The sequence below is a fragment of the Dactylosporangium sp. CA-139066 genome (assembly GCF_050936175.1).
Taxonomy (GTDB): domain Bacteria; phylum Actinomycetota; class Actinomycetes; order Mycobacteriales; family Micromonosporaceae; genus Dactylosporangium.
Window position 1 is genome coordinate 6,614,110 of sequence record NZ_JBNJNH010000001.1, and the last position, 21,389, is coordinate 6,635,498.

Genomic DNA, 21,389 nt, shown 5'->3' on the forward strand with positions numbered 1-21,389 from the left:
CGACCATAGACTCACCTACGCGCTGAACCGCGACACCGATCGCATCTTGTTCATTGCGTCAAGCGCGGCAACCTTGTAGGACTCCGCGAGCGTCGGGTAGTTGAACACCGCGTCGACCAGGTAGTCCACGGTGCCGCCGCAGCCCATCACCGTCTGTCCGATGTGGACGAGCTCGGTGGCCCCGGTGCCGAAGACGTGCACACCCAGGATCTTGCGGTCCTCGGGCGACACGATGATCTTCAGCATGCCGTAGGAGTCGCCGATGATCTGCCCGCGGGCCAGCTCCCGGTAGCGGGAGATGCCGACCTCGAACGGGATGCTCGCGTCGGTCAGCTCGTCCTCGGTCCGCCCGACGAAGCTGATCTCCGGGATGGTGTAGATGCCGATCGGCTGCAGCGAACCCATGCCCCGCACCGGCTCGTCGCAGGCGTGGTGGGCGGCGAGGCGCCCCTGCTCCATCGACGTGGAGGCCAGGGCCGGGAAGCCGATGATGTCGCCGACGGCGTAGACGTGCGGGACCTCGGTGCGGAAGTGCTCGTCGACGGTGATCCGCCCGCGCGCGTCGGCGGACAGCCCCGCCTTGTCCAGGCCGAGCAGGTCGGCGGCGCCCTGGCGGCCGGCGGAGTACATGACGGTGTCGGCGGCGATGCGCTTGCCGCTGGCGAGCACGGCGACGGCGGTGCGGCCGTGGCGCTCGACGGCCGCGACGGACTCGCGGAAGCGGAAGGAGACCGAAAGATCCCGCAGGTGGTACTTCAGCGCCTCGACGATCTCCAGGTCGCAGAAGTCCAGCATCCGGTCGCGCCGCTCGACGACGGTCACCTTGGTGCCCAGCGCCGCGAACATGGACGCGTACTCGATGCCGATCACCCCGGCCCCGACCACGACCATCGAGCCGGGCACCTTGTCGAGGTTGAGGATCCCGTCGGAGTCGATGATCGTGACGTCGTCGAAGTCCACGCTCTCGGGCCGCGCCGGCCGGGTGCCCGCCGCCAGGATGATCTTCTCGGCGGACACCTGCGACTCGCGCCCCTGGTCGTCCTCGATCGCGATCGTGTGCGGGTCGACGAACGTGCCGGTCCCCGACAGCAGCCGCACCCGGTTGCGGGCCAGCTGGCTGCGGATGACCTCGATCTCCCGCCCGATGACGTGCGTGGTGCGGGCCGCGAGGTCGCTGACGGTGATGTCCTCCTTGACGCGGTAGCTCGAGCCGTACATCTCGCGCTGGTTGAGCCCGGTCAGGTACATGACCGCCTCGCGCAGCGTCTTGCTCGGGATGGTGCCGGTGTTGATGCAGACGCCGCCGATCATGTTGCGCCGCTCGATGACGGCGACCCGCCGGTCGAGCTTCGCCGCCGCGATCGCGGCCTTCTGCCCGCCCGGCCCGGAGCCAAGGACGAGGACATCGAAGTCGTACATGGGCCACAGTCTGACGGCGCCGCCCGGCGCGCGTAAAGACAGGTGCCGCTATGGTCGTCCGCGTGAAACGACTTCTTCAGGCGGTGGCAACGCACCTGGGCATGCGGCGCCCCCCGGCCCCCACCCCGACCCGGGCCCCCCACCCGGTCCCCGGCCCGCCGCCGCACCACGAGACGCAGAAGCTGCTGGTGTACTCCCCACAGCTCGACGGCGACGCCGACCCCGGCGAGATCGTGTGGACCTGGGTCCCGTACGAGGACGACCCGTCGCAGGGCAAGGACCGCCCGGTCCTGGTCGTCGGCCGCAAGGGCCCCGCGGTCCTGGGCCTGATGCTGTCGAGCCAGTCGGAGCGCGACGGCCAGCACAACTGGTTCGCGCTCGGCCCCGGCTCGTGGGACCGGGAGAAGCGCCCGAGCTGGGTCCGCCTGGACCGCGTGCTGACGGTGAACGCGACGGGCATCCGCCGCGAGGGCGCCGTGCTGGACCGCGCCCGCTTCGACGCCGTGGCCGCCGAACTCCGCGCCGGCTACGGCTGGTCATAGCTGTATCCCCAGCTCGCTTCGCTCAAGCCCGCGGCCGGCGGTGAGCGCGTCGTTCGAAGCGCGAAGCGGATAAGTCCAGACGCTGGCGCGTCCGGACTTATCCGATTTATACCCCGGCGCAGCATAAATCGGATTTGTGCGCTCAAACGCCTCGATGGCCAAGTTGAGCACCGCACGGCGGCCGCCGCGATTGAGAAGCCTGCGCCGAGAACTGCCCGTCACCCGCGCACGCCGCCCGCCGCGATTGAGAAGCCTGCGCCGAGAACTGCCCGTCACCCGCGCACGCCGCCCGCCGAAGTCCGCCGCGATTGAGGACCCGCTTGTCGACCGGGTGCGCCGCCGCGGGTTTTACTAAGGGGCGGGTGGAGCAGGACTCCCCCGGCATCGCAAACACAGCGGGTTCGGGTGGAGCGCAGCTCCCCCGGTACCGAAACACAGCGGGTCTCGGTGGGGCGTAGCTCCCCCGGCGGCGAGCGCGGCGAGCTAGAAATACTGCGTGGCCACGCGTAAACCGCACGCCGTTGTGACCGAGCCGATCGGGGCGCTGCTCGCCAGCGTGCCCAAGAGCAAACCCAGCTGGCTCACCGTCGTCAAGACGACCGTGGCCGGGACGCTGGCCTGGGCGCTCGCGCGGCAGCTCGGCGAGAACGTGGCCGTGCTGTTCGCGCCCGTCATCGCCATTCTCACGCTGCAGGCCAGCGTGTACGGGTCGATCGCCACCGGGCTGCAGCTGCTGTTCGCCAACCTCGTCGGGACCGCGCTCGCCATCGCCTGGACGCAGATCGTCGGGCTGTCGTGGTGGTCGCTGGCGCTCGCCGTGTTCGGGGCGCTCGCCGTGGCGCGGCAGATCACCAACACGCCGCTGGCCCGCAACCAGCTGACCATCTCCACCCTCGTCGTGCTGGTGCTGGCACCGGTTGCCAAGGGGTACGGCCAGTGGCGCTACATCGACGTCGCCATCGGGTCGGTCGTCGGGCTCGCCGTCGCCGTCCTCGTGCCGGAGCGGCCCCGGGTGGCGCAGATCCGGGCCACGCTCGACGCCTGGGCGTGCGGGGCGATCGGCGTGCTGCGCAGCATCAGCGCGGAGCTCAAGCAGGAACAGCTGTTCGGGCCGGACGAGCGGCACGGGTGGATCGCCGAGTCGCGGGCGCTCAACGAGGTCGCGAGCGAAGCGGCCGCGGCCGTTGCCGGGGTCGAGGAGATCTCGCTGTACAACGTGTTCGCGCGGCATCTGCGACAGGACATCGACGAGGTACGCCGCCGGCAGCTCTGGCTGGTCCGCGTCACCCTGCAGGTGCGGGCGATCTCCCTCGCGGTCGACCGGCTCTACGACCGGGCGGGGCCGCCGCCGGCCCTCGACCGCGCCACCCTGCGCGCCCTGCTCACCGCCCTGGCCGACCTCATGCAGCGCCGCTGCGACGGCGAGCCGTACGACGACGACTCGCTGCGCGCCGGGCTCATCGCCGCCGTCGAGCGCGTGCACACCGTCTTCCCCACCGCGCTGGCCGCGCTGGACTCGGTGTCGCTGCTCGGGCGCCTCGACCAGCTGCGCCAGGACATCCTCGGCGAGGAGGCGGAGGCCCTGGTCGACGTGGACCGGCTCCCCCGCAAGTAAGCGGGCAAACAACTAAGCGAAACTTAATGTAAGAGTCTTAACAAGACGCTGACCAGGGGCGATGCGATTTAAGGGGCTTGGCAACCGGTTGACAAGCCATCGACGGGAGCGTTTATTGGCAGCCACTCTGCCTGATCCCCGACCCGGCTAGGACACCGCCCATGAAACGCCGATCCAAGCTGCTCATCGCCCTGACCGCCACCGCCGTCGTCGCCGCGCTCGGCGTCCTCGGCATCACCGCCGCCACCGCCGCCACCGGAGGGCCGATCACCGGCATCGGGGGCAAGTGCGTCGACGTCGCCGCCGCGAGCTCCGCCAACGGCACGGCCATCCAGCTGTACGACTGCAACGGCACCGCCGCCCAGAACTGGACCGTCGGCTCGGGCGACAACACCGTCCGCGCCCTGGGCAAGTGCCTCGACGTCACCGCGGCCGGCACGGCCAACGGCACGACCGTCCAGCTTTACGACTGCAACGGCACCGCCGCCCAGCAGTGGACGAGCAGCGGCGCGGCGCTGGTCAACACCGGCTCCGGCAAGTGCCTCGACGCCACCGGCCAGAGCTCGGCCAACGGCACCCGCCTGCAGATCTGGACCTGCACGGGAGCGGCCAACCAGTCGTGGACCCTGCCCGGGGGTACCACCACACCCACCACACCGTCGGCCGGCCTGAACCCCAACGTCGCGCCGGGCGGCAACTTCGACCTGTCGATCTGGCAGCTGCAGCTGCCCGTCGGCAGCCCGGGCGCGCCCACCACGATCCAGCCGGCGCAGCTGAAGGGGCCCAACGGGTACACCAACCCGGCGTACTTCTTCACCGACAAGAACGACGGCTCGATGACGTTCTGGGCGCCGGAGAAGGGCGTGACCACGCCGAACTCCAACTACGCGCGCTCGGAGCTGCGCGAGATGAACGCCAACGGCAGCGCCGCGGACTGGCGCCTGGCCGGCTCGCACAAGCTGTCGGCGAACCTGCGCATCGCGTCGGTGACGAAGAACGTGTGCGTCGGACAGGTACACCTGGGCTCCGGCGGCTCCTCGACGAAGCCGCTGCTGGAGCTGTACTACCGGCCCAACGGCGACATCATCCTCGGCACCGAGAACTCCCCGGACGGCGGCCAGACCCTGCACACGGTCGGCAACGTCCCGCTCGGCACCAAGTGGAGCTACGTGATCGCGATCTCCGGCGGCAACACGATCAAGCTGACCGTGAACGGCTCGACCACGAGCTACGCGATCCCGTCGTCGTTCAACCAGTACGGGATGTACTTCAAGGCCGGCTCCTACAACCAGTCCTCGTCGGACAGCACCACCAACGGCGCGAAGGTGAAGTTCTACTCGCTGAGCGTCAGCCACAGTTGAGCCGTCCCTGAATGTAGGGCAGGCTTGCCTACATTCAGAAGGGGGACGGATGGCACGCGAGGGTGAGTCGCTGCGGGAGCTGCTCGGCGGCTGGCAGCCGGCGGTGGAGACGGCGGTACCCGTCGTCGCGTTCGCCGCCGGCTGGCTCGCCGGCGGCCGGTCCATCCCCCTCGGCGCCGGCGTCGCCGTGCTCGGCGGCGCCGGCGTCGCCGCGTGGCGCATCGCCGCCGGCCGGCGCCCGATCGGCACCGTGTTCAGCCTGCTCGTCGTGTGCGTCGGGGCGCTGGTCGCGCTGCGCACCGGCCGGGCCGAGGACTTCTTCGCCGTGCGGGTGCTCACCAACGCGGCCAGCGCCCTGGCCTGGGCGGCCAGCATCCTGGTGCGCTGGCCGCTGCTCGGCGTCGTGGTCGGCACGGTGCTCGGGCAGCGCCGGCGCTGGCGGGCCGACCCGGACCTGCTGCGGGCGTACCAGCGGGCCAGCTGGGTGTGGGTGCTGCAGTACGTCGCGCGCCTGCTCGTCTTCGTCCCGCTCTGGTGGGCGGGGAAGGTGCTGTGGCTGGCCGCCGCGCAGACGGTCCTCACCTGGCCGCTCGTGGCCGCGTGCCTGGCGCTGAGCTGGTGGGTGCTGCGCCGCGCGCTGCCCGCCGACCACCCCGGCCTCCGCCACCCGCGCGCACTCCAGGCCGCCGAAAGCCACTAAATGCTGATATGTCCGATATGTCGTGGCGCGTCAGCGCCCGACATATCGCTGCTCCAGGGCCGCCGGGCCGCGTCAGCGCTACTCCAGGGCCGCCCGGGCCTCGTCCACCGTGATCGCTGCTCCAGGGCCGCCGGGCCGCGTCAGCGCTACTCCAGGGCCGCCCGGGCCTCGTCCACCGTGATCGCTGCTCCAGGGCCGCCGGGCCGCGTCAGCGCTACTCCAGGGCCGCCCGGGCCTCGTCCACCGTGTCGGTCAGGATCAGGACCCGGTCCAGGGCGGTCAGGTCGAAGATCCGCCTGATCCGGGCGTGCGGGCAGACGATCGCGAAGCCGCCGCTCTCGCGCAGCCGCTTGTGGATCGACACCAGCGTCCGCAGCGCGGTGGAGTCGATGAAGTCGACCTGCGACAGGTCGAGCACCAGCCGGGTGGCGCCGTCGTCGAGGGTCTGGTGCAGCAGCGTGTGCAGCTGCGGCGACGTCGAGACGTCGAGGGCACCGGTTGGGGCGACGATGACGCATCCCCCGACGGTCGAGGTCGCGATGCCGTCGGTCATGTCTGCCCCCGAGGCCTGCTGCGTTGCGTCAATCGTAATCCCTCATCCCGTCCGGACATGCGGCATGCTACAGCCCCGATGCGGGCCGTCCGCCAACACGCCGGAGAGAAAGAGCGAAGGAACGATCCGGTGCGTTACCCCGGGGCGGCGGGCGGCGTTGAGCGGTGGGACGCAACGACAGCCGCGACGGGATGGATGCCATGGACGGGACCGCCACCGAACAGCTCAGCATGACCGCTGCGGAACTTTCGTTCCTGCTCGCCAGCGGCGAACGGGCCGGCGAGACGCCGCGGCTGCTCGGGCTCACCGACGCCGACCGCACCGACGCGGTGCTCAGCGCCGGCCTCGGTTCGCTGCTGCTGCGCCACCTGGCCGCGCCGGTCGACGGCGCGCGGCTGGAGATGGCGCCGGCCGTGGCCGCGGTCGCCGCCGGGCTGCACCACCCGCGCGGCTTCGTGCAGGTCGAGCTCAGCGCCGACGACCACGCCGACGGGGCCCTGCTCATCCACGGCGAGCGCAGCCGCGTGCTGGTCGCGGCCCGGGCGTACCGGTGCTACGACATCAAGCCGATCCCGGCCGACGTCGACGCGCGCGAGCCGCTGCTGGCCGTGGCCGACCAGTTCCTGCACCGGCACCGCCCGGCGGTGGCGACGTTCACCGCCTCGTCGGCGGCCGACGTGACGCGGGGCGTCGAGCCGGTCCGGGCGACGCTGTCGTCCTCGGCCGACGGCAGCTGGCGGGTCGTGACCCGCGACGGCGCCGAGACCCCGGCCGGCGACTTCGACGCGGCCGCCGCCGTGCTGCGCGACGAGCTGGCCCGGATGATGCCCGTGCCTTCAGTACCGGCATAGCCGCTATCGTCGCTGCGTGCGCAACTACGACCACCCCAACCTGTTCAACTTCCGCGACCTGGGCGGCTACGGCACCGAGTCGGGCCGCACCACGCGCTGGCGGCGGCTGTACCGGTCCGACTCGCTCAGCCGCATCGACCCCGCGGACGCCGCCTCGTTCACGGCGCTCGGCGTACGCACCGTCATCGACCTGCGCCGTCCGCGGGAGATCGACCGCGACGGGCGGATCCACGCGTTCGAGGGGTTGACGTACCACCACCTCAACCCGCTGCACGCGGAGTGGGAGGACGCCACCGACCACGACGAGCCCAGCGACGCCCGGTGGCTCGCCAACCGCTACCTCGAGCTCGCCGAGCAAGGCCACCCGGCGATCTCGGCCGCGGTCGAGGTGATCGCCGACGCCGGCAACGCGCCCGTGGTCGTGCACTGCGTCGCCGGCAAGGACCGCACCGGTGTGGTGTCGGCGGTGACCCTCGCCGCGCTGGGCGTCCCCGACGACGTCGTGGCGGAGGACTACGCGCTGACCAGCGCGGCCACCGAGCGGACCCTGGCGTTCCTGCGCGGACTCAACCCGGAGATCGAGAAGATGCCGCGGCGCTGGCTGCTCTCCCCCGCCGAGGCGATGCTGCTGTTCCTGGCCGACCTGCGGGCCCGGCACGGCTCCATCCGGGCGTACCTCGGTCTGCCCGACGCCACCTACGCCCGCCTCGAGGCCCACCTGCTGGAGGAGGCCCCGGCGTGACCGGCCTGGAGCGGGTCTGCGTCGTCGGCGCCGGAGCGGTCGGCGCCGTCTTCGGCGCCCGCATCGCCGGCCCGCTGTCGGTGCTGGCCCGCGGCGCGACCCTGGCGGCGCTGCGCGAGCGCGGCTGGTCCCTCGACGGCGCGGCCCGGCCGGTGACCGCGAGCGACGAGGCGGCCGACCTGGGCGAGCAGGACGTCGTCATCCTGACCGTGAAGGCGCACGCCCTGCCGGCCCTCGCGCCGGCGCTCAAGCCGCTGCTCGGCCCGGACACGATCGTCGTGCCCGCGCTCAACGGGGTGCCGTGGTGGTTCTTCCCGGACCGGGCGCTGCGCAGCGTCGACCCGGACGGGACGGTGGCCGCGGTCATCGACCGGTCCCGGGTCATCGGCTGCGTCGTGCACCTCAGCGCCGCGGTGACCGCGCCCGGCGAGGCGCGCCTGGCCGCGGGCAACGGCCTGATCCTCGGCGAGCCCGGCGGCGGCAGCAGCGCGCGCCTGGACGCCGTGGCCGGGCTGCTGGCCGGGTTCGACGTCACGCTGTCGGCCGACGTGCGGCGCGACGTGTGGTACAAGCTGTGGGGCAACATGACCGTCAACCCGATCTCGGCGCTGACGGGCGCGACCGCCGACCGCATCCTCGACGACCCGCTCGTCAACGGCTTCGCCCACGCGGTCATGCGGGAGGCGGCGGCGATCGGGGCGCGCATCGGCTGCCCGATCGAGCAGAGCCCGGCCGACCGCAACGCGGTGACCCGCCGCCTGGGCGCGTTCAAGACGTCGATGCTGCAGGACGCCGAGGCGGGCCGGCCGCTCGAGCTCGACGCGATGCTGAGCGCGGTGCGCGAGATCGCGGAGGCCGAGGGCGTGCCGACGCCGTCGCTGGACGCCCTGCTCGGGCTGGCCCGGCTGGCCGCCCGTGAGCGCGGTCTATATCCAGAACCTCGACTGTTCGGTTGATACCTCACTGGTCGAGAAGTTGACATAGTGCCCCCTGCATCATCCGCGGGGGAGGAAACGTGAAACGAATTGCGGCGCTCGCTACCGCCGTCGCCCTGACCGGGGCGCTCGGCGGCTGCGCCGGGACCAAGGCCGGCGACGGCGACCTGACCGACGACTGGGCGATGATGGCCGCGCCCAAGATCCCGGAGCCGGCCGTCGACTCGTGCTGGACGACCAGCGCCACCAAGGTCAACGACGTGACGCCGTCGGCGGTCACGCAGACGACGTGTGACATGTCGCACGTGTTCGAGACGGTCAAGGTCGGCCACTTCACCGGCTCCGCCGCGAGCTCGAGCTCGCCGCCGTCGCCGTCGCAGCTGACCGACGCGTGGTCGGACTGCGACAAGGCGGCCACCGACTACCTCGGCGCCGAGTGGCAGGGCGGCCGCGTCTGGGTGAACGTCGTCGTGCCGACGAGCCGGCAGTGGAGCGGCGACGCGCGCTTCTACCGCTGCGACGTGGGCGCGCTGCGCTCCGAGCTGGGCGTGCTCGAGCCGCGCAAGACCACCATGAAGGGCACCCTGACCTCCGGCGGCGAGCTGAAGCTGACCTGCGGCACCCAGGTGGGCACGACCCAGGACAGCTGGGACGACATCACGCCGTCCAGGTGCACCGACCCGCACGACGTGGAGTACGTCGGCGCGGTCAGCAGCTCCACGAACGACTGGCCGGCCGACGGCAAGGCCGTCGACGCCGCGTTCTCCAAGGCGTGCGAGGCGAAGATGCTCAGCTACATCGGCATGAGCCACAGCAGCTGGGCCAACCAGAAGGCGCTGTACTACGGCTACTGGATGACCGGCGACAAGGACGAGTGGACCGCCGGCAACCACACCGCCCGCTGCTACGCCATGATCGACAAGAAGAAGATCAACCGGTCGCTCAAGGGCGCCGGGGACATCAACGTCTGACGGCGATGAGACGACACACGCTCGCGCTGGCGGCGCTGCTGCTGCTCGGCGCCCTTTCCGGCTGCGCCAACCCGGCCGGCACCGACGGCGACCTCGGCGACGACTGGGCGATGATGCCCGCGGCGAAGGTCCCCGAGCCGGTCCTCGGCGAGTGCCGCAACTCGGCCGGCTTCAGCAACCAGGACTCCTCCTCGTGGGACGGCGTCCCCGAGGTTGTGCCGTGCGACGGCCCGCACCAGATCGAGATCGTGGCGGTCGGGAAGGTCTCCGACGACCTCGGCAAGCAGCCGAAGCTGCCGGACCGCGGCCAGTTCGCGCCGCTGTACGCGGCGTGCGAGGAGGGCGCGGCGAAGTACCTCGGCGGCGACTGGCAGGCCGGGCGGCTGTACCTGTACCTGCAGCCGCCCACGTACGCCCAGTGGCTCGGCGGCCTGCGCACCTACCACTGCGACGCGGCCGTCGTCGGCCCCGACGACAAGTTCGAGAAGTTCGACAAGTCCTTCAAGAACGCCGTGCAGAACGGCGGCGCGCTGGCCCAGACGTGCGCGGTCACGTCCGGCGGCACCAAGGACACGCTGTTCGCGCGGGCCGACCCGGTGGCGTGCACGTCCCCGCACGACATGGAGTACGCCGGCTACGTCACCGCGCCGGCCGACGCCGCGTACCCGAACGGCCAGGACGCCAACGACAAGCTGTTCGGCAAGGCGTGCGAGGCGAAGATGCTCGAGTACATGGGCATGTCCCGCACGGCGTACAACAAGCAGCGCGACGTCTACTACGTCTGGTGGCGCACGTCCGGCGCCACCGGCTGGAAGGCCGGCGACCACTCCTCGCGCTGCTACTTCTTCCTGCACAACCGCAAGATCAGCAAGTCGGTCAAGGGTATGGGCGACGCCACGGTGTAATCGGATTGCCGGGCGCGGGCCGGGCCGGATATCGTCGAGGGCGATGTGATCACCGGCTCTTCCCGCGCCCGCGTCCGAGGCTTCGTGCCCGGCGGGTGGAAGCGTCTACCCACCGGTGGTCTTTCTTGTCTCGTGCACCCCTGCTCGCCCATGACCTCGTGCGCACGTTCGGCCAGCGCCGCGTGCTCGACGGGGTGTCCCTCACGGCCGCGCCCGGCCGCCGCATCGGCCTGATCGGCGAGAACGGCACCGGCAAGTCGACGCTGCTGCGCCTGCTCGCCGGCGCCGACGAGCCCGACGGCGGCACCGTCGTGCGCCCGCCCGACCTCGGCCATCTGCACCAGGAGATGCCGTACGACCCCTCGGCCACGCTCCGGGCCGTGCTCGACGACGCCCTGCGTGAGGCCCGCGCGTGCCTGGCCGGCCTGGACGCGGCCCTGGCCGAGGACCGCCTCGACGACTACGCGGTCCTGCTGGAGCGCGCCCAGGAGCTCGACGCCTGGGACGCCGACCGAAGGGCCGAGATCGTCCTCGCGGGCCTGGGTCTTTCGGCGGTACCGCATGACCGGACCCTGGCGACGCTGTCGGGCGGTCAGCGCGGCCGCCTGGCACTGGCGGCCCTGCTGGTGCGGCGCCCGGCCGCGCTGCTGCTGGACGAGCCGACGAACCACCTCGACGACGGCGCCGCCGCGTTCCTGGAGGCCCAGCTGCGCGCCCTGCCCGGCGTCGTCGTCCTGGCCAGCCACGACCGCGCCTTCCTGGACGCCGTATGCACCGACCTGATCGACCTCGACCCGTCGGTCGACGGCCCTCAGCGCTACGGCGGGGGCTACTCGGCGTACCAGTCGCAGCGGCGGGCCGAACGGGAGCGCTGGGAGCGCCGCTTCGCCGAGGAGCAGGAGGAGCTGGCCGGCCTGCGCCAGGCGGTGGCGGTCACGGCCCACCAGGTCGCGCACAACCGCCCGAAGCGCGACAACGAGAAGATGAACTACGGCCGCACGGTGGGCCGCGTGGAGCAGCAGATCTCCCGCCGCGTGCGCAACGCGTCGCGCCGCCTCGACACCCTGACCCGCGACCAGGTCCGCAAGCCCCCGCCGCCGCTGCGCTTCCACGCCCCCGCGCTGGCCACGGCGACGGACGGCCTGCTCGTCTCCCTGCGCGACGTCCACGTCCCCGGCCGCCTCACCCTGGACCGCCTGGACATCCCGTCCGGCGACCGCCTCCTCGTCACCGGCGGGAACGGCACCGGCAAGTCGACGCTGCTGGCGGTCCTGTCCGGCCACCTCGCGGCCGAGGGCGCCGTCCACCGCCGCCCCGCGCTGCGGGTCGCCCTGCTGACCCAGGACACCACGTTCGCCCGCCCGGACCGCACCGCCGCACAGACCTACGAGGCGTCGCTCGGCGAGGATCTGGCCGCGACGGTACCGCTGAGCAGCCTCGGCCTGCTCTCCCCGCGCGACGCCGCCCGCCCGGTCGCCGACCTGTCGGTCGGCCAGCGCCGCCGCCTGGCGCTGGCCCTGCTGATCGCCGACCCGCCGGACCTGCTCCTGCTGGACGAGCCGACGAACCACCTCTCCCCCGCCCTGTGCGACGAACTGGAGGAGGCCCTGTCCACCGGCCCCGGCACCTTCGTCATCGCCAGCCACGACCGCTGGCTGCGCTCCCGCTGGCAGTACCGCACCCTCAACCTGAGGTGAGGGTCCAGCGGCAGCGGACGTGCCGGTGCTACTGCTGGCGCACGTGGCGGCCGCGGGAGGCGGAGGCGACCGTGGCCAGCAGGGTCATGATCGTGGCGGCGCCGAAGACGACCACCAGGCCGTCGTGGAACGGTGTGGCGATCAGGTGCGGGAAGAACTCGTGGCCGGTCAGGGTCGCGACGTTCTGTGGCGGCAGCGCCGCCAGCACCGGGCCGCCCAGCAGGTGCTCGACCGGGTTGCTGCCCAGGAACGCCGCGAACAGGGTGCTCACCGGGGGCAGGGAGGCGACGTGGCCGGCCACGTCCGGCGGTACACCCTGGGCGGTGAGGCCGGACGTGAGCGTCTCGGGCAGGGCGCGGGCCAGGCCCGCCACCATGAGGGAGAAGAACACGCCGATCGACAGCGACATGCCGGCGTTCTGGAACGTCGAGCGCATGCCCGAGGCCACGCCCCGCTGGCCGGCCGGGACGCTGCTCATGATGGCCGCCGTGTTCGGGGCCGAGAACATGCCCTGGCCCAGGCCGCTGAGCAGCAGCAGGGACGCGAACAGCGGGTACGGGAAGTCGATCGGGATCAGCAGCAGGCCGGCGAACGCGGCGGCGACCAGCAGCAGGCCCGTGGTGGAGAACAGGCGGGCGCCGAAGCGGTCGGACAGGTAGCCCGATACGGGGCCGGCGATGAGGAAGCCGGCGGTCAGCGGCAGCATGAAGATGCCGGCCCACAGCGGGGTGTCCTCGAACTTGTAGCCGTGCAGCGGCAGCCAGATGCCCTGCAGCCAGATGATGAGCATGAACTGCATGCCGCCGCGGGCGACCGCCACGAGCAGCGCGGCGAGGTTGCCGGCGGCGAACGCGCGCACCTTGAACAGCGCCAGGCGGAACATCGGGTGGGCCACGCGCGACTCGATGACCACGAACGCGATCAGCAGCGCCACGCCCAGGCCGATGCCGCCCAGCACCCGGGGGCTGGTCCAGCCGGTGGGGTGGCCGCCGTACGGCTGGATCCCGTAGGTCATCGACGCCAGGATGAGCGCGGTGCCGGCCGCGAACGTCACGTTGCCGGCCCAGTCCACCGGGGCGCGGTGGCGCTCGCCGGTCTCGCGCAGGCTGCGGTACGACCAGATGGTGCCCACGACGCCGACCGGCACGCTGACCCAGAAGACCGCCCGCCAGTCCCACGCGGCGAGCAGCCCGCCGAGCAGCAGGCCGAGGAACTGCCCGGCGAGCGCGGTCATCTGGTTGATCCCCAGCGCCATGCCGCGCTGGCGGGCCGGGAAGGCGTCGGTGAGGATCGCCGCCGAGTTGGCCGTGAGCATCGCGCCGCCGAACGCCTGCACGATGCGCCAGCCGATGAGCCACAGGGCGCCGCCGGCGGCGTGGAACGGGTCGAAGGAGAGCGCGATCGAGGCGAGCGCGAAGATCAGGAAGCCGGAGTTGTACATCCGGACGCGCCCGAACATGTCGCCCAGACGGCCCAGGGCGACCACCAGGACCGCGGACACGAGCAGGTAGCCCATGATCATCCACAGCAGGTAGCCGATGTTGCCCGGCGCCAGCGGGTCGAGGCCGATGCCGCGGAAGATGGCCGGCAGCGAGATGATGACGATCGACCCGTCGATCGTGGCCATGAGCATGCCGAGCGTGGTGTTCGACAGCGCGACCCACTTGTAGCGGTCGGTCTTCGGCGGGTCGAGGACGGCGGCGCTCACAGCTCCTCCGCCAGTCGGTCCAGCAGGCGGGCGGCCTCGACGAGGGCGTCGCGCTCGGCGTCGGTGAGCCGGCCGATCGCGTCGGCGAGGGCGTGGGTCTTGAGCGTGCGGCGGTCGGTGAGCAGCCGCTTGCCCTCGTCGGTGGCGGCCATGAGCACGCGCCGGCCGTCGCCCGGGTCGGGCGCGCGGGAGACGAGGCCGCGCTGCTCCAGGGCCTGCAGCGTGGTGCCCATCGCCTGCGGCTTGACCCGGTCGGAGGCGGCCAGCTCGCCCGGGGTCATGGCGCCCTCCCGGTCGAGGCGGGACAGCACCGACGCCTCGGACAGGGTCAGCTCGCCCGGCACGTGGGTCTGCCGCAGCCGCCGGACCAGCCGGCCGACCGCGATCTGCAGCGCCGCGGCGGTGCTCTCGATCTCCATATAGTAAATGTAGACTGATAAACCTGGGATGAAGAAAGGGGTGGCGCGGTGATCCGCGCCACCCCTCGCCGTTCGCTCCTTAGAAGCCGACGGCCACGAGCAGGTACTGCGGGTTGCCGTGCGAGATGAACGAGGACTGCCCGGCGTAGTCGTCGTACGGGAAGCCGTACGCCAGCTTGTTGATGGCGTGGTCGTGCCAGAACTTGGCGTAGTAGTTCGCCGGCGCGGCCTGGTAGTACAGGCTCGGCGTCGACCAGTCCGACTGCGGCAGCTGGCGCACGTGCCGGTTGAGCGCGGCGCAGTTGCCCGGGTCGTTGGCCAGCACCCCGGCGCACCCGAAGATGTCCGAGGTCGGGGCGTTGATGCCGTACTGCTGGGCGTACGCGGTGAAGTAGTTCTGGTTCACCCCGCCGCTGCGGAAGGTCGGGTCGCTGCCGGGGGCGATGATGCGGTACGGCGCCTGGGACTGCGCCAGGACCTTGAACTCCTGCGGTACCTCCGCGATGAACTTGTTGAACGTCGCGGTGCGGGACTCGGTGAAGGTCTGGTAGTCCTCGCCGACCTGCACGTCATTGCCGTCGTGCGAGTGCAGGCGCATCGCGATCTTCAGGCCGAACGCGTCGACGCGCGTGGTGTTGCCGTTGAACACCGACGGGCCGACGGTGAACTCGATGAAGTCGTAGTACTGGCTGTTCGGGCTGCCGACGTAGAAATACATGCGGCCCGCGGTGTTGGCCGGCATGTCGAAGTAGGGCTGGTCGGCGATCGAGTGCACCGAGCCGTTGTAGCTCCAGTACACCTGGCTGTCCGGGTAGGCGCCGTTGGTGCGGTTGAGCACCTTGACCATCACCACGTTCTGCGCGGCCGGGATGTTGCTGGTGTCGCCCCAGAACTGGTCCGGCGGCGGCGGGCTGCTCGGCGGGGTGCTGTTGGGCGTGGTCGGCACGGTGCCGGTCACGTGGACCGCGAACTCCCACAGTGAGTAGCCGTAGGCGGTGGCCCGCGCGGTGCCGTTCATGCGCACGTAGCGGCCCGAGCCCGACGCGGTGATCTGCTGCACGCCGCCGGCGCCGGTCGTGGTGCTGTAGATGTTCGTCCACGTCGTGCCGTTGGTGGACACCTGGATCTGGAAGGACTTCGCGTAGGCGGCCTCCCAGTTCAGGTCGACGCCGCAGATGCTCGCGGTGCCGCCCAGGTCGACCTGGATCCACTGCGGGTCACTGAACGCGCTGGACCAGCGGGTGCCGGTGTTGCCGTCGAAGGCGGCCGAGGCGGGCGTGCCCGCGTTCTCCGTCGACGACGCGGAGGCCGGGCGGCCCTGCGCCGCGTTGGCGGTGCCGCAGCCCGTCGTCCCGCCGAACGAGCCGTACACCTGGAACTCCCACAGCGAGTACCCGTATGCGGTGGCGCGGGCCGTGCCGTTCATCCGGACGTACCGCCCGGAGCCGGACACCGCGAGCGTCTGCACCCCGCCTGTGCCCGTGGTCGTGCTGTAGATGTTGGTCCAGGTCGTGCCGTTGGCGGACGTCTGGATCTGGAAGGACTTGGCGTAGGCGGCCTCCCAGTTGAGCACGACCTGGTCGATGGTCGCCGTCTGGCCGAGGTCGACCTGGATCCACTGCGGGTCGCTGAAGGCGCTGGACCAGCGGGTGCCGGTGTTGCCGTCGGTGGCGGCCGAGGCGGGCGTCCCGGCGTTCTCCGAGGAGGAGGCGGTGGTGGGCTTGCCCTGCGACAGCAGCGAGCTGGCGGCGCTGGCGTTGCCGATCGTGAACGCCGCGTAGCCGATGAGCACGACCGCCACGGAGAGCGCGCTCACGATCAACGGCTTGCGCCGGCGGCGCCGCTTTGGCGCACGCTCATCGATGTTCTGGGGCGTCGGTGGTCTCGAGTTCTCGAGCATTTAGGCTGCTCCCTGACGTGGGTTGGGGGCGTCGGCGATCGACGCCGCACCGCGGGGGATGCGCCGGATCAGGCGGTGGACCGGCGCTGGCGGGCGTCGTTCGCTGGCGGGATGAGAGAGCGCTCTCTCAGAAAGCAGCCTTATCGATTCCGCCGGTTCCGTCAAGTGGCGGGTTTTGATATGTGCGGCTTCGGGCACGTCCTGTCACAGATGGACGCCCGCCGCCGCGTCCCCCAAGGCGGCATCAGCGCCTGGGAGGTGCACGTGGCTGAAATACAATCCGCATCCGCGTCAACGGGCGGGATCATCCGCAGCCTGATCCCCGCACGGATCGACCGGCTCACCTGGGCCCCGTTCCATACGCGGATGGTGCTCGCGCTCGGCACCGCCTGGGTGCTCGACGGCCTCGAGATCACCATCGCCAGCGCCGTCGGCGCGGTGCTCAACAAGCAGGAGACGCTGGGCCTGTCCAGCACGCAGGTCGGCGCGATCGCCACGGTCTACCTGCTCGGCGAGGTCTTCGGCGCGCTGTTCTTCGGCCGCCTCTCCGACGCCCTCGGCCGCAAGAATCTCTTCGTCGTGACCCTCGGGGTCTACCTCGCCGGCAATGCGCTCACCGCCCTGACGTGGGGCAACGGCGCGACCGCCCTGGTGTTCCTGTACCTGACCAGGTTCATCGCCGGCGCGGGCATCGGCGGCGAGTACGCCGCGATCAACAGCGCGATCGACGAGATGATGCCGGCGAAGTACCGCGGGCGCGTCGACATCGGCGTCAACGGCACCTACTGGGCCGGCGCCATCATCGGCACGCTCGGCACGTACGTGCTGCTCAACCACATCTCCCTGAACATCTCCTGGCGGCTGGGCTTCCTCATCGGCCCGATCATCGGCCTGCTGATCTGGAACCTGCGCCGGCACCTGCCGGAGAGCCCCCGCTGGCTCATCATGCACGGCCGCGAGCGGGAGGCCGAGGAGGCCATCGCCCAGATCGAGCGCGACGTCGAGTCCTCCGGCCAGACCCTCGCCCCGGTCGACGAGTCCAGGGCCCTGGAGGTGCGCCCGTCCTCGGGCCACGGCTACCTGTCACTGCTGCGGGTCCTGTTCACCCAGATGCCGGCGCGCTCGACCCTGTCGGCGAGCCTGATGATCACGCAGTCGTTCCTGTACAACGCGATCTTCTTCACCTACACGCTGGTGCTGTCGAAGTTCTACCACGTCGACGCGGAGAAGACGCCGATCTACCTGATCGCGTTCGCGCTCGGCAACCTCGCCGGCCCGCTGGTGCTGGGCCACCTGTTCGACACGATCGGCCGGCGCAAGATGATCGCCGGGACGTACATCCTCTCCGGCGTGCTGCTGGCCGTCTCGGCGTGGATGTTCGACGCGGGCATCCTCAACGCGTTCACGCAGACCCTGGCCTGGTGCGTCATCTTCTTCTTCGCCTCGGCCGGGGCCAGCTCGGCGTACCTGACCGTGTCGGAGATCTTCCCGCTGGAGATCCGGGCCCAGGCGATCGCGGTCTTCTTCGCCATCGCCCAGTGCTTCGGCGCCATCGGCCCGATCTTCTACGGCTGGCTGATCGGCGAGGGCCAGGACCCGGGCAAGCTCTTCATCGGCTACCTCATCGGCGCCGCCGTCATGGTCATCGGCGGCGTGGTGGAGATATTCCTGGGCGTCAACGCCGAGGGCCAGTCCCTCGAGGAAGTGGCCACCCCGCTGTCCGCGGTGACCACCCGCCCGCGCGCCACGGGCTGATCGTTCACGGCAACGGCTGCGGGCGCTGGTCGAGCAGGGCTGCGACCAGCGCCCGCAGCGTCGCCGCCAGCCGCGGGCCGTCGCCCTGCTCCAGCAGATGCAGCACCGGCCCGCTGTGCAGGACGTCGCTCAGGACGTCGGCGTCGAGGTCGGGGTCGCGCGCGAACCTGGGCCGCGTCCTGCTCGTGCCGTAGCGCCGGCGCCGTCAGCCCCGCAGCGGGGTGCGACGGGGGCGCACGACGCGGTGGGTGATGCGCCAGCCGGCCGGCGTGCGCTCGAGCGTGTCCTCGTAGGTCACGCTGCCCGCCGAGCCGTCGGCCATGATGCCCAGGCCCTTCGACAGCGCGTGGACCACGCCGTCCGCGGTCTCGCGCAGCACGATGTTCGTCACGTGGTGCGCCACCGGATTGGCCTCGCCCAGCGCCAGCGCGGCCGCGCGCAGCGCCTCCAGGCCGGTCAGCTCGCCGCCGCCGAGGGCCGACACGTCGTACACCACGCCGGGCGTGAACAGGGCCGCCAGGCCGTCGAAGTCGCCGCGGTCGGTCAGGTGGCCGTGCAGGTTGATGAGGTCGGTGATGGCGATCCGGTCGTCCGCCGTCATGGCCACGACGAGCCCTCCATCCTAACTGGGGACATCCCCGGTTTGCGTTCGGGTAACGTATCCGGGGATGTCCCCGGATAGCAAGCGCGGCCCGCGGGCCGACGCCGCCCGCAACGCCGCCCGGCTGCTCGCCGCGGCGCGCGAGGTGCTGGCCGAGGCCGGCGGCACGGACGTGGCGCTGGACGTGATCGCGCGGCGGGCCGGGGTCGGCAACGCCACGCTGTACCGCCACTTCCCGACCCGCGCGGACCTGCTCGTCGCCGTCTACGCCGACGAGGTTGCCGCCCTGTGCGCGCGCGGCGAGCAGCTGCTGGAGGCCTCCGACCCGGCGGACGCGCTGTTCACGTGGCTCGACGAGTTCGTGGTGCACGTCGCCGCGCACCGGTCCCTGGCGCTCGCGGCGACCGAGGGGGGCAGCGAGCGGCGCACCGCGCTGTTCCACCGGTGGCACGCGGCGATCACCTCGGTCGCCGAGCGGCTGACCGCGCGGGCGGGGGACGCGCTGCGGCCCGGGGTCACCGCCGCCGACGTGCTGGTCCTCGCCGCCGGCGCGGCCCTCGCGGCCGACGCCGCGCACGCCCGGCGGCTCGTGTCGCTGCTGCGCACGGGCATCGTCGCGACCTGAACCGGAGCGGGAACGCCGGGGGCGACGGGTTTGCCGTACGGTATGCCGGTGAACGTTACCGAGCCGATGTCCAAGGCCTAGAAGCGCGCCGCCGCCAAGGCCGCCCGGGCGCGGGCCGCCGCCGCGGCCAGGCGCCGGCGGGTCCTCGCGATCACCGGCGCCGGCGTGGCCGTTGCCGCCGTCATCGCCCTGGTCGTGGTGCTCGCGATCCGGTCCGGCGGCTCGACGACGGACAACCAGAGCGCGAATGCCGCCGCGACGACCGCGGCGCCGGCGGAGGCGCCCACCACGGCACCGGCGGCGAAGTTCCCGCCCGTGCCCGACGGCGCCGACCCCGCGCTGTCGACGAAGCCCGAGGCGAAGGCCGGCAGCGGCACCCTGACGAAGCTCAACGTGACGACGCTCATCGAGGGCAAGGGGCCGGCCACCCAGTCGGGCCACCAGATCACGGTGAACTACGTCGGCGTGACCTACGCCGACGGCAAGGAGTTCGACGCCTCCTGGAACCACCAGCAGGCGTTCCCCTTCACCCTCGGCACCGGCAGCGTCATCCCCGGCTGGGACCAGGGCCTCGTCGGCGTCAAGGTCGGCAGCCGGGTGCAGCTGGACATCCCGTCCTCCATGGCCTACGGCGACAACCCCGGCGGCGGCCGCCCGGCCGGCGCGCTGCGGTTCATCGTGGACGTGCTGGCGGCCTCGTAGGGACCGCGGACAGGACCCGGGCCGCGACGGACATCCAGCGCCGGCGTCAGCCCCCGCAGGCACGCCGTCATGCCGGCGCCCCGCGGCCGCGGGGTCGCACTGATCTCTCAGGCGTCTCTCAGGTAGGGCCCCGCAGCGCGTGCCAATATTGCCGGATGGCGACTACTGATGCGGTGCCCGCGGCGGCCGAACGGCCGCGCTCCCTGCTACGACCCCTGGCATTCGCCGGAACGCTCGTGGTCGTGCTCGGGCTGCTCTTCGGCGTGCCGTGGTGGTCGCTCGTCATGGCCGGCAACGACTGGCCGGCGGCCGTGCAGGCCGGCGGGACCGTGCTGTTCGCGGTGGCGCTCGTCGCGTTCCCGGTCACGATGTTCCTCGGCCACGGGCGGCGGGTCGACTGGGCCGCCCGCATCGGCGACACGATCCTCGGCGCCGTGTGGATTCTGTTCGTGTGGGCGGTCGCCGGCGACCTGCTGCGCCTCGCGCTGTTCGCCGGCGGGGTCGCCGACCCGGTCCGCTCGCGGGTCGCGGCGCTGTTCACCGTCGTGGTGGCGGCCGGGCTGGGTCTGTGGGGGTACCGCGAGGCCATGCGCGTGCCCCGGGTGCGCCGCGTCGAGGTGCGCATCCCGCGGCTCGGGGCCGGCCTCGACGGGCTGCGGATCGTGCAGCTCACCGACACCCACTACGGGCCGATCGACCGCGCCGCCTGGTCGCGGGGCGTCACCGAGGTCGTCAACTCCCTCGACGCCGACATCGTCACGCACACCGGCGACATCGCCGACGGCACCCCGCAGCAGCGCACCGAGCAGTCGGCGCCGCTCGGCGACATCCGGGCGAAGCTCGCGCGGGTGTACATCACCGGCAACCACGAGTACTTCGGCGACGCCCAGGGCTGGCTCGACCGCATGCAGGCCCTCGGCTGGGAGCCGCTGCACAACCGGCACGTCGTCGTGGAGCGCGGCGGCGACCGGCTCGTGGTGGCCGGCGTCGACGACCGGACCGCGGCCGGCTCCGGCCTGGAGGGTCACCGGGCCGACCACGCGCTGGCGCTCGACGGCGCCGATCCCGCGCTGCCGGTACTGCTCCTGGCCCACCAGCCGAAGCAGATCGACGCCGCCGTGGCGCACGGCATCGACCTGCAGCTGTCCGGGCACACGCACGGCGGGCAGATCTGGCCGTTCCACTACCTCGTGCGCGTCGACCAGCCCGTGGTGCAGGGCCTGACCCGGCACGGGGAGCGCACGCAGCTGTTCACCAGCCGCGGGACCGGATTCTGGGGCCCGCCCTTCCGCGTCTTCGCCCCGAGCGAGATCACGCTCATCACCCTGCGCGCCGGAGCGTGACCCGGATCACTTGACGGCCGGTCGTAGATTCGGCCGTGCGGTTCC

20 protein-coding genes are annotated in these 21,389 nt (G+C 71.9%); 14 read left to right on the forward strand and 6 right to left on the reverse strand.

The window, feature by feature from the left end:
• Positions 1–15 precede the first annotated feature (15 nt).
• Positions 16–1,419, reverse strand: a complete 1,404-nt coding sequence (sthA, locus tag ACQEVU_RS30395; RefSeq protein WP_433329496.1) for a Si-specific NAD(P)(+) transhydrogenase — start codon at positions 1,417–1,419, stop codon at positions 16–18.
• Between the two features lie 50 nt (positions 1,420–1,469).
• Between sthA and ACQEVU_RS30400 the strand changes: the two genes are divergently transcribed.
• The 4 genes from ACQEVU_RS30400 (at position 1,470) to ACQEVU_RS30415 (ending at position 5,637) form a co-directional block, all read left to right on the forward strand.
• Positions 1,470–1,961 carry a type II toxin-antitoxin system PemK/MazF family toxin gene (locus ACQEVU_RS30400; protein WP_433329498.1) on the forward strand — a complete coding sequence of 164 codons (492 nt, stop codon included), beginning with the start codon at positions 1,470–1,472 and terminating at the stop codon, positions 1,959–1,961.
• A gap of 496 nt (positions 1,962–2,457) precedes the next feature.
• Positions 2,458–3,576, forward strand: coding sequence for an FUSC family protein (locus tag ACQEVU_RS30405; protein ID WP_433329500.1), 1,119 nt, complete (start codon positions 2,458–2,460; stop codon positions 3,574–3,576).
• A gap of 161 nt (positions 3,577–3,737) precedes the next feature.
• On the forward strand, positions 3,738–4,937 hold the full coding sequence (locus ACQEVU_RS30410; RefSeq protein ID WP_433329502.1) for a polysaccharide lyase family 7 protein: 1,200 nt from the start codon (positions 3,738–3,740) through the stop codon (positions 4,935–4,937).
• A gap of 49 nt (positions 4,938–4,986) precedes the next feature.
• A complete protein-coding gene (locus tag ACQEVU_RS30415; RefSeq protein ID WP_433329504.1) occupies positions 4,987–5,637 on the forward strand; it encodes a DUF3159 domain-containing protein in 651 nt (216 codons plus the stop codon).
• Positions 5,638–5,851: 214 nt separating this feature from the next.
• Here ACQEVU_RS30415 and ACQEVU_RS30420 read toward each other — a convergent pair whose 3' ends face one another.
• Positions 5,852–6,190 carry an STAS domain-containing protein gene (locus ACQEVU_RS30420; RefSeq protein ID WP_433329506.1) on the reverse strand — a complete coding sequence of 113 codons (339 nt, stop codon included), beginning with the start codon at positions 6,188–6,190 and terminating at the stop codon, positions 5,852–5,854.
• Between the two features lie 164 nt (positions 6,191–6,354).
• Between ACQEVU_RS30420 and ACQEVU_RS30425 the strand changes: the two genes are divergently transcribed.
• The 6 genes from ACQEVU_RS30425 (at position 6,355) to ACQEVU_RS30450 (ending at position 12,291) form a co-directional block, all read left to right on the forward strand.
• A complete protein-coding gene (locus ACQEVU_RS30425; protein WP_433329508.1) occupies positions 6,355–7,041 on the forward strand; it encodes a hypothetical protein in 687 nt (228 codons plus the stop codon).
• Positions 7,042–7,057: 16 nt separating this feature from the next.
• A complete protein-coding gene (locus ACQEVU_RS30430) occupies positions 7,058–7,783 on the forward strand; it encodes a tyrosine-protein phosphatase (protein WP_433329510.1) in 726 nt (241 codons plus the stop codon).
• Entirely contained in the window at positions 7,780–8,739 is a 960-nt protein-coding gene (locus ACQEVU_RS30435) for a 2-dehydropantoate 2-reductase (protein WP_433329512.1), read from the forward strand. Before ACQEVU_RS30430 ends, ACQEVU_RS30435 begins: the two co-directional genes overlap by 4 nt.
• A gap of 59 nt (positions 8,740–8,798) precedes the next feature.
• Positions 8,799–9,689: a septum formation family protein gene (locus tag ACQEVU_RS30440; protein WP_433329514.1), complete on the forward strand. Its 891-nt coding sequence runs from the start codon at positions 8,799–8,801 to the stop codon at positions 9,687–9,689.
• 5 nt (positions 9,690–9,694) lie between these two features.
• Positions 9,695–10,594, forward strand: coding sequence for a septum formation family protein (locus ACQEVU_RS30445; RefSeq protein ID WP_433329516.1), 900 nt, complete (start codon positions 9,695–9,697; stop codon positions 10,592–10,594).
• A gap of 125 nt (positions 10,595–10,719) precedes the next feature.
• Positions 10,720–12,291, forward strand: a complete 1,572-nt coding sequence (locus ACQEVU_RS30450) for an ABC-F family ATP-binding cassette domain-containing protein (protein WP_433329518.1) — start codon at positions 10,720–10,722, stop codon at positions 12,289–12,291.
• A 28-nt stretch (positions 12,292–12,319) separates the two neighbouring features.
• Here the strand turns inward: ACQEVU_RS30450 and ACQEVU_RS30455 are convergent, their stop codons facing one another.
• The 3 genes from ACQEVU_RS30455 to ACQEVU_RS30465 form a co-directional block, all read right to left on the reverse strand.
• Positions 12,320–13,999 carry an MFS transporter gene (locus tag ACQEVU_RS30455; protein WP_433329520.1) on the reverse strand — a complete coding sequence of 560 codons (1,680 nt, stop codon included), beginning with the start codon at positions 13,997–13,999 and terminating at the stop codon, positions 12,320–12,322.
• On the reverse strand, positions 13,996–14,418 hold the full coding sequence (locus tag ACQEVU_RS30460; protein WP_433329522.1) for a MarR family winged helix-turn-helix transcriptional regulator: 423 nt from the start codon (positions 14,416–14,418) through the stop codon (positions 13,996–13,998). The genes ACQEVU_RS30455 and ACQEVU_RS30460 overlap by 4 nt, the downstream gene beginning before the upstream one ends.
• 79 nt (positions 14,419–14,497) lie before the next feature.
• Positions 14,498–16,318 (reverse strand): discoidin domain-containing protein, encoded by a 1,821-nt coding sequence (locus ACQEVU_RS30465; protein ID WP_433329524.1) that lies wholly within the window; start codon positions 16,316–16,318, stop codon positions 14,498–14,500.
• A 264-nt stretch (positions 16,319–16,582) separates the two neighbouring features.
• Between ACQEVU_RS30465 and ACQEVU_RS30470 the strand changes: the two genes are divergently transcribed.
• Positions 16,583–18,073, forward strand: coding sequence for an MFS transporter (locus ACQEVU_RS30470; RefSeq protein ID WP_433329526.1), 1,491 nt, complete (start codon positions 16,583–16,585; stop codon positions 18,071–18,073).
• Positions 18,074–18,278: 205 nt separating this feature from the next.
• Here ACQEVU_RS30470 and ACQEVU_RS30475 read toward each other — a convergent pair whose 3' ends face one another.
• A complete protein-coding gene (locus ACQEVU_RS30475; RefSeq protein ID WP_433335140.1) occupies positions 18,279–18,674 on the reverse strand; it encodes a nuclear transport factor 2 family protein in 396 nt (131 codons plus the stop codon).
• Between the two features lie 67 nt (positions 18,675–18,741).
• On the opposite strand from ACQEVU_RS30475, the gene ACQEVU_RS30480 reads away from it, so the two are divergent.
• The 3 genes from ACQEVU_RS30480 to ACQEVU_RS30490 all read left to right on the forward strand — a co-directional run bounded on the left by ACQEVU_RS30480 (position 18,742) and on the right by ACQEVU_RS30490 (position 21,344).
• Positions 18,742–19,299, forward strand: coding sequence for a TetR/AcrR family transcriptional regulator (locus ACQEVU_RS30480; RefSeq protein ID WP_433329528.1), 558 nt, complete (start codon positions 18,742–18,744; stop codon positions 19,297–19,299).
• 165 nt (positions 19,300–19,464) lie between these two features.
• Positions 19,465–20,001: an FKBP-type peptidyl-prolyl cis-trans isomerase gene (locus ACQEVU_RS30485; protein ID WP_433329530.1), complete on the forward strand. Its 537-nt coding sequence runs from the start codon at positions 19,465–19,467 to the stop codon at positions 19,999–20,001.
• A 155-nt stretch (positions 20,002–20,156) separates the two neighbouring features.
• Positions 20,157–21,344: a metallophosphoesterase gene (locus ACQEVU_RS30490; protein WP_433329532.1), complete on the forward strand. Its 1,188-nt coding sequence runs from the start codon at positions 20,157–20,159 to the stop codon at positions 21,342–21,344.
• Positions 21,345–21,389 lie beyond the last annotated feature (45 nt).

Excerpts from the sequence above, each read along its gene's own strand:
- ACQEVU_RS30445 (WP_433329516.1), top strand. The coding sequence starts at position 9,695 with ATGAGACGACACACGCTCGCGCTGGCGGCGCTGCTGCTGCTCGGCGCC.
- ACQEVU_RS30415 (WP_433329504.1), top strand. The coding sequence starts at position 4,987 with ATGGCACGCGAGGGTGAGTCGCTGCGGGAGCTGCTCGGCGGCTGGCAG.
- ACQEVU_RS30480 (WP_433329528.1), top strand. The coding sequence starts at position 18,742 with ATGTCCCCGGATAGCAAGCGCGGCCCGCGGGCCGACGCCGCCCGCAAC.
- ACQEVU_RS30490 (WP_433329532.1), top strand. The coding sequence starts at position 20,157 with ATGGCGACTACTGATGCGGTGCCCGCGGCGGCCGAACGGCCGCGCTCC.
- ACQEVU_RS30475 (WP_433335140.1), bottom strand. The coding sequence starts at position 18,674 with ATGACGGCGGACGACCGGATCGCCATCACCGACCTCATCAACCTGCAC.
- ACQEVU_RS30400 (WP_433329498.1), top strand. The coding sequence starts at position 1,470 with ATGGTCGTCCGCGTGAAACGACTTCTTCAGGCGGTGGCAACGCACCTG.
- ACQEVU_RS30465 (WP_433329524.1), bottom strand. The coding sequence starts at position 16,318 with ATGCTCGAGAACTCGAGACCACCGACGCCCCAGAACATCGATGAGCGT.
- sthA (WP_433329496.1), bottom strand. The coding sequence starts at position 1,419 with ATGTACGACTTCGATGTCCTCGTCCTTGGCTCCGGGCCGGGCGGGCAG.
- ACQEVU_RS30420 (WP_433329506.1), bottom strand. The coding sequence starts at position 6,190 with ATGACCGACGGCATCGCGACCTCGACCGTCGGGGGATGCGTCATCGTC.
- ACQEVU_RS30460 (WP_433329522.1), bottom strand. The coding sequence starts at position 14,418 with ATGGAGATCGAGAGCACCGCCGCGGCGCTGCAGATCGCGGTCGGCCGG.
- ACQEVU_RS30410 (WP_433329502.1), top strand. The coding sequence starts at position 3,738 with ATGAAACGCCGATCCAAGCTGCTCATCGCCCTGACCGCCACCGCCGTC.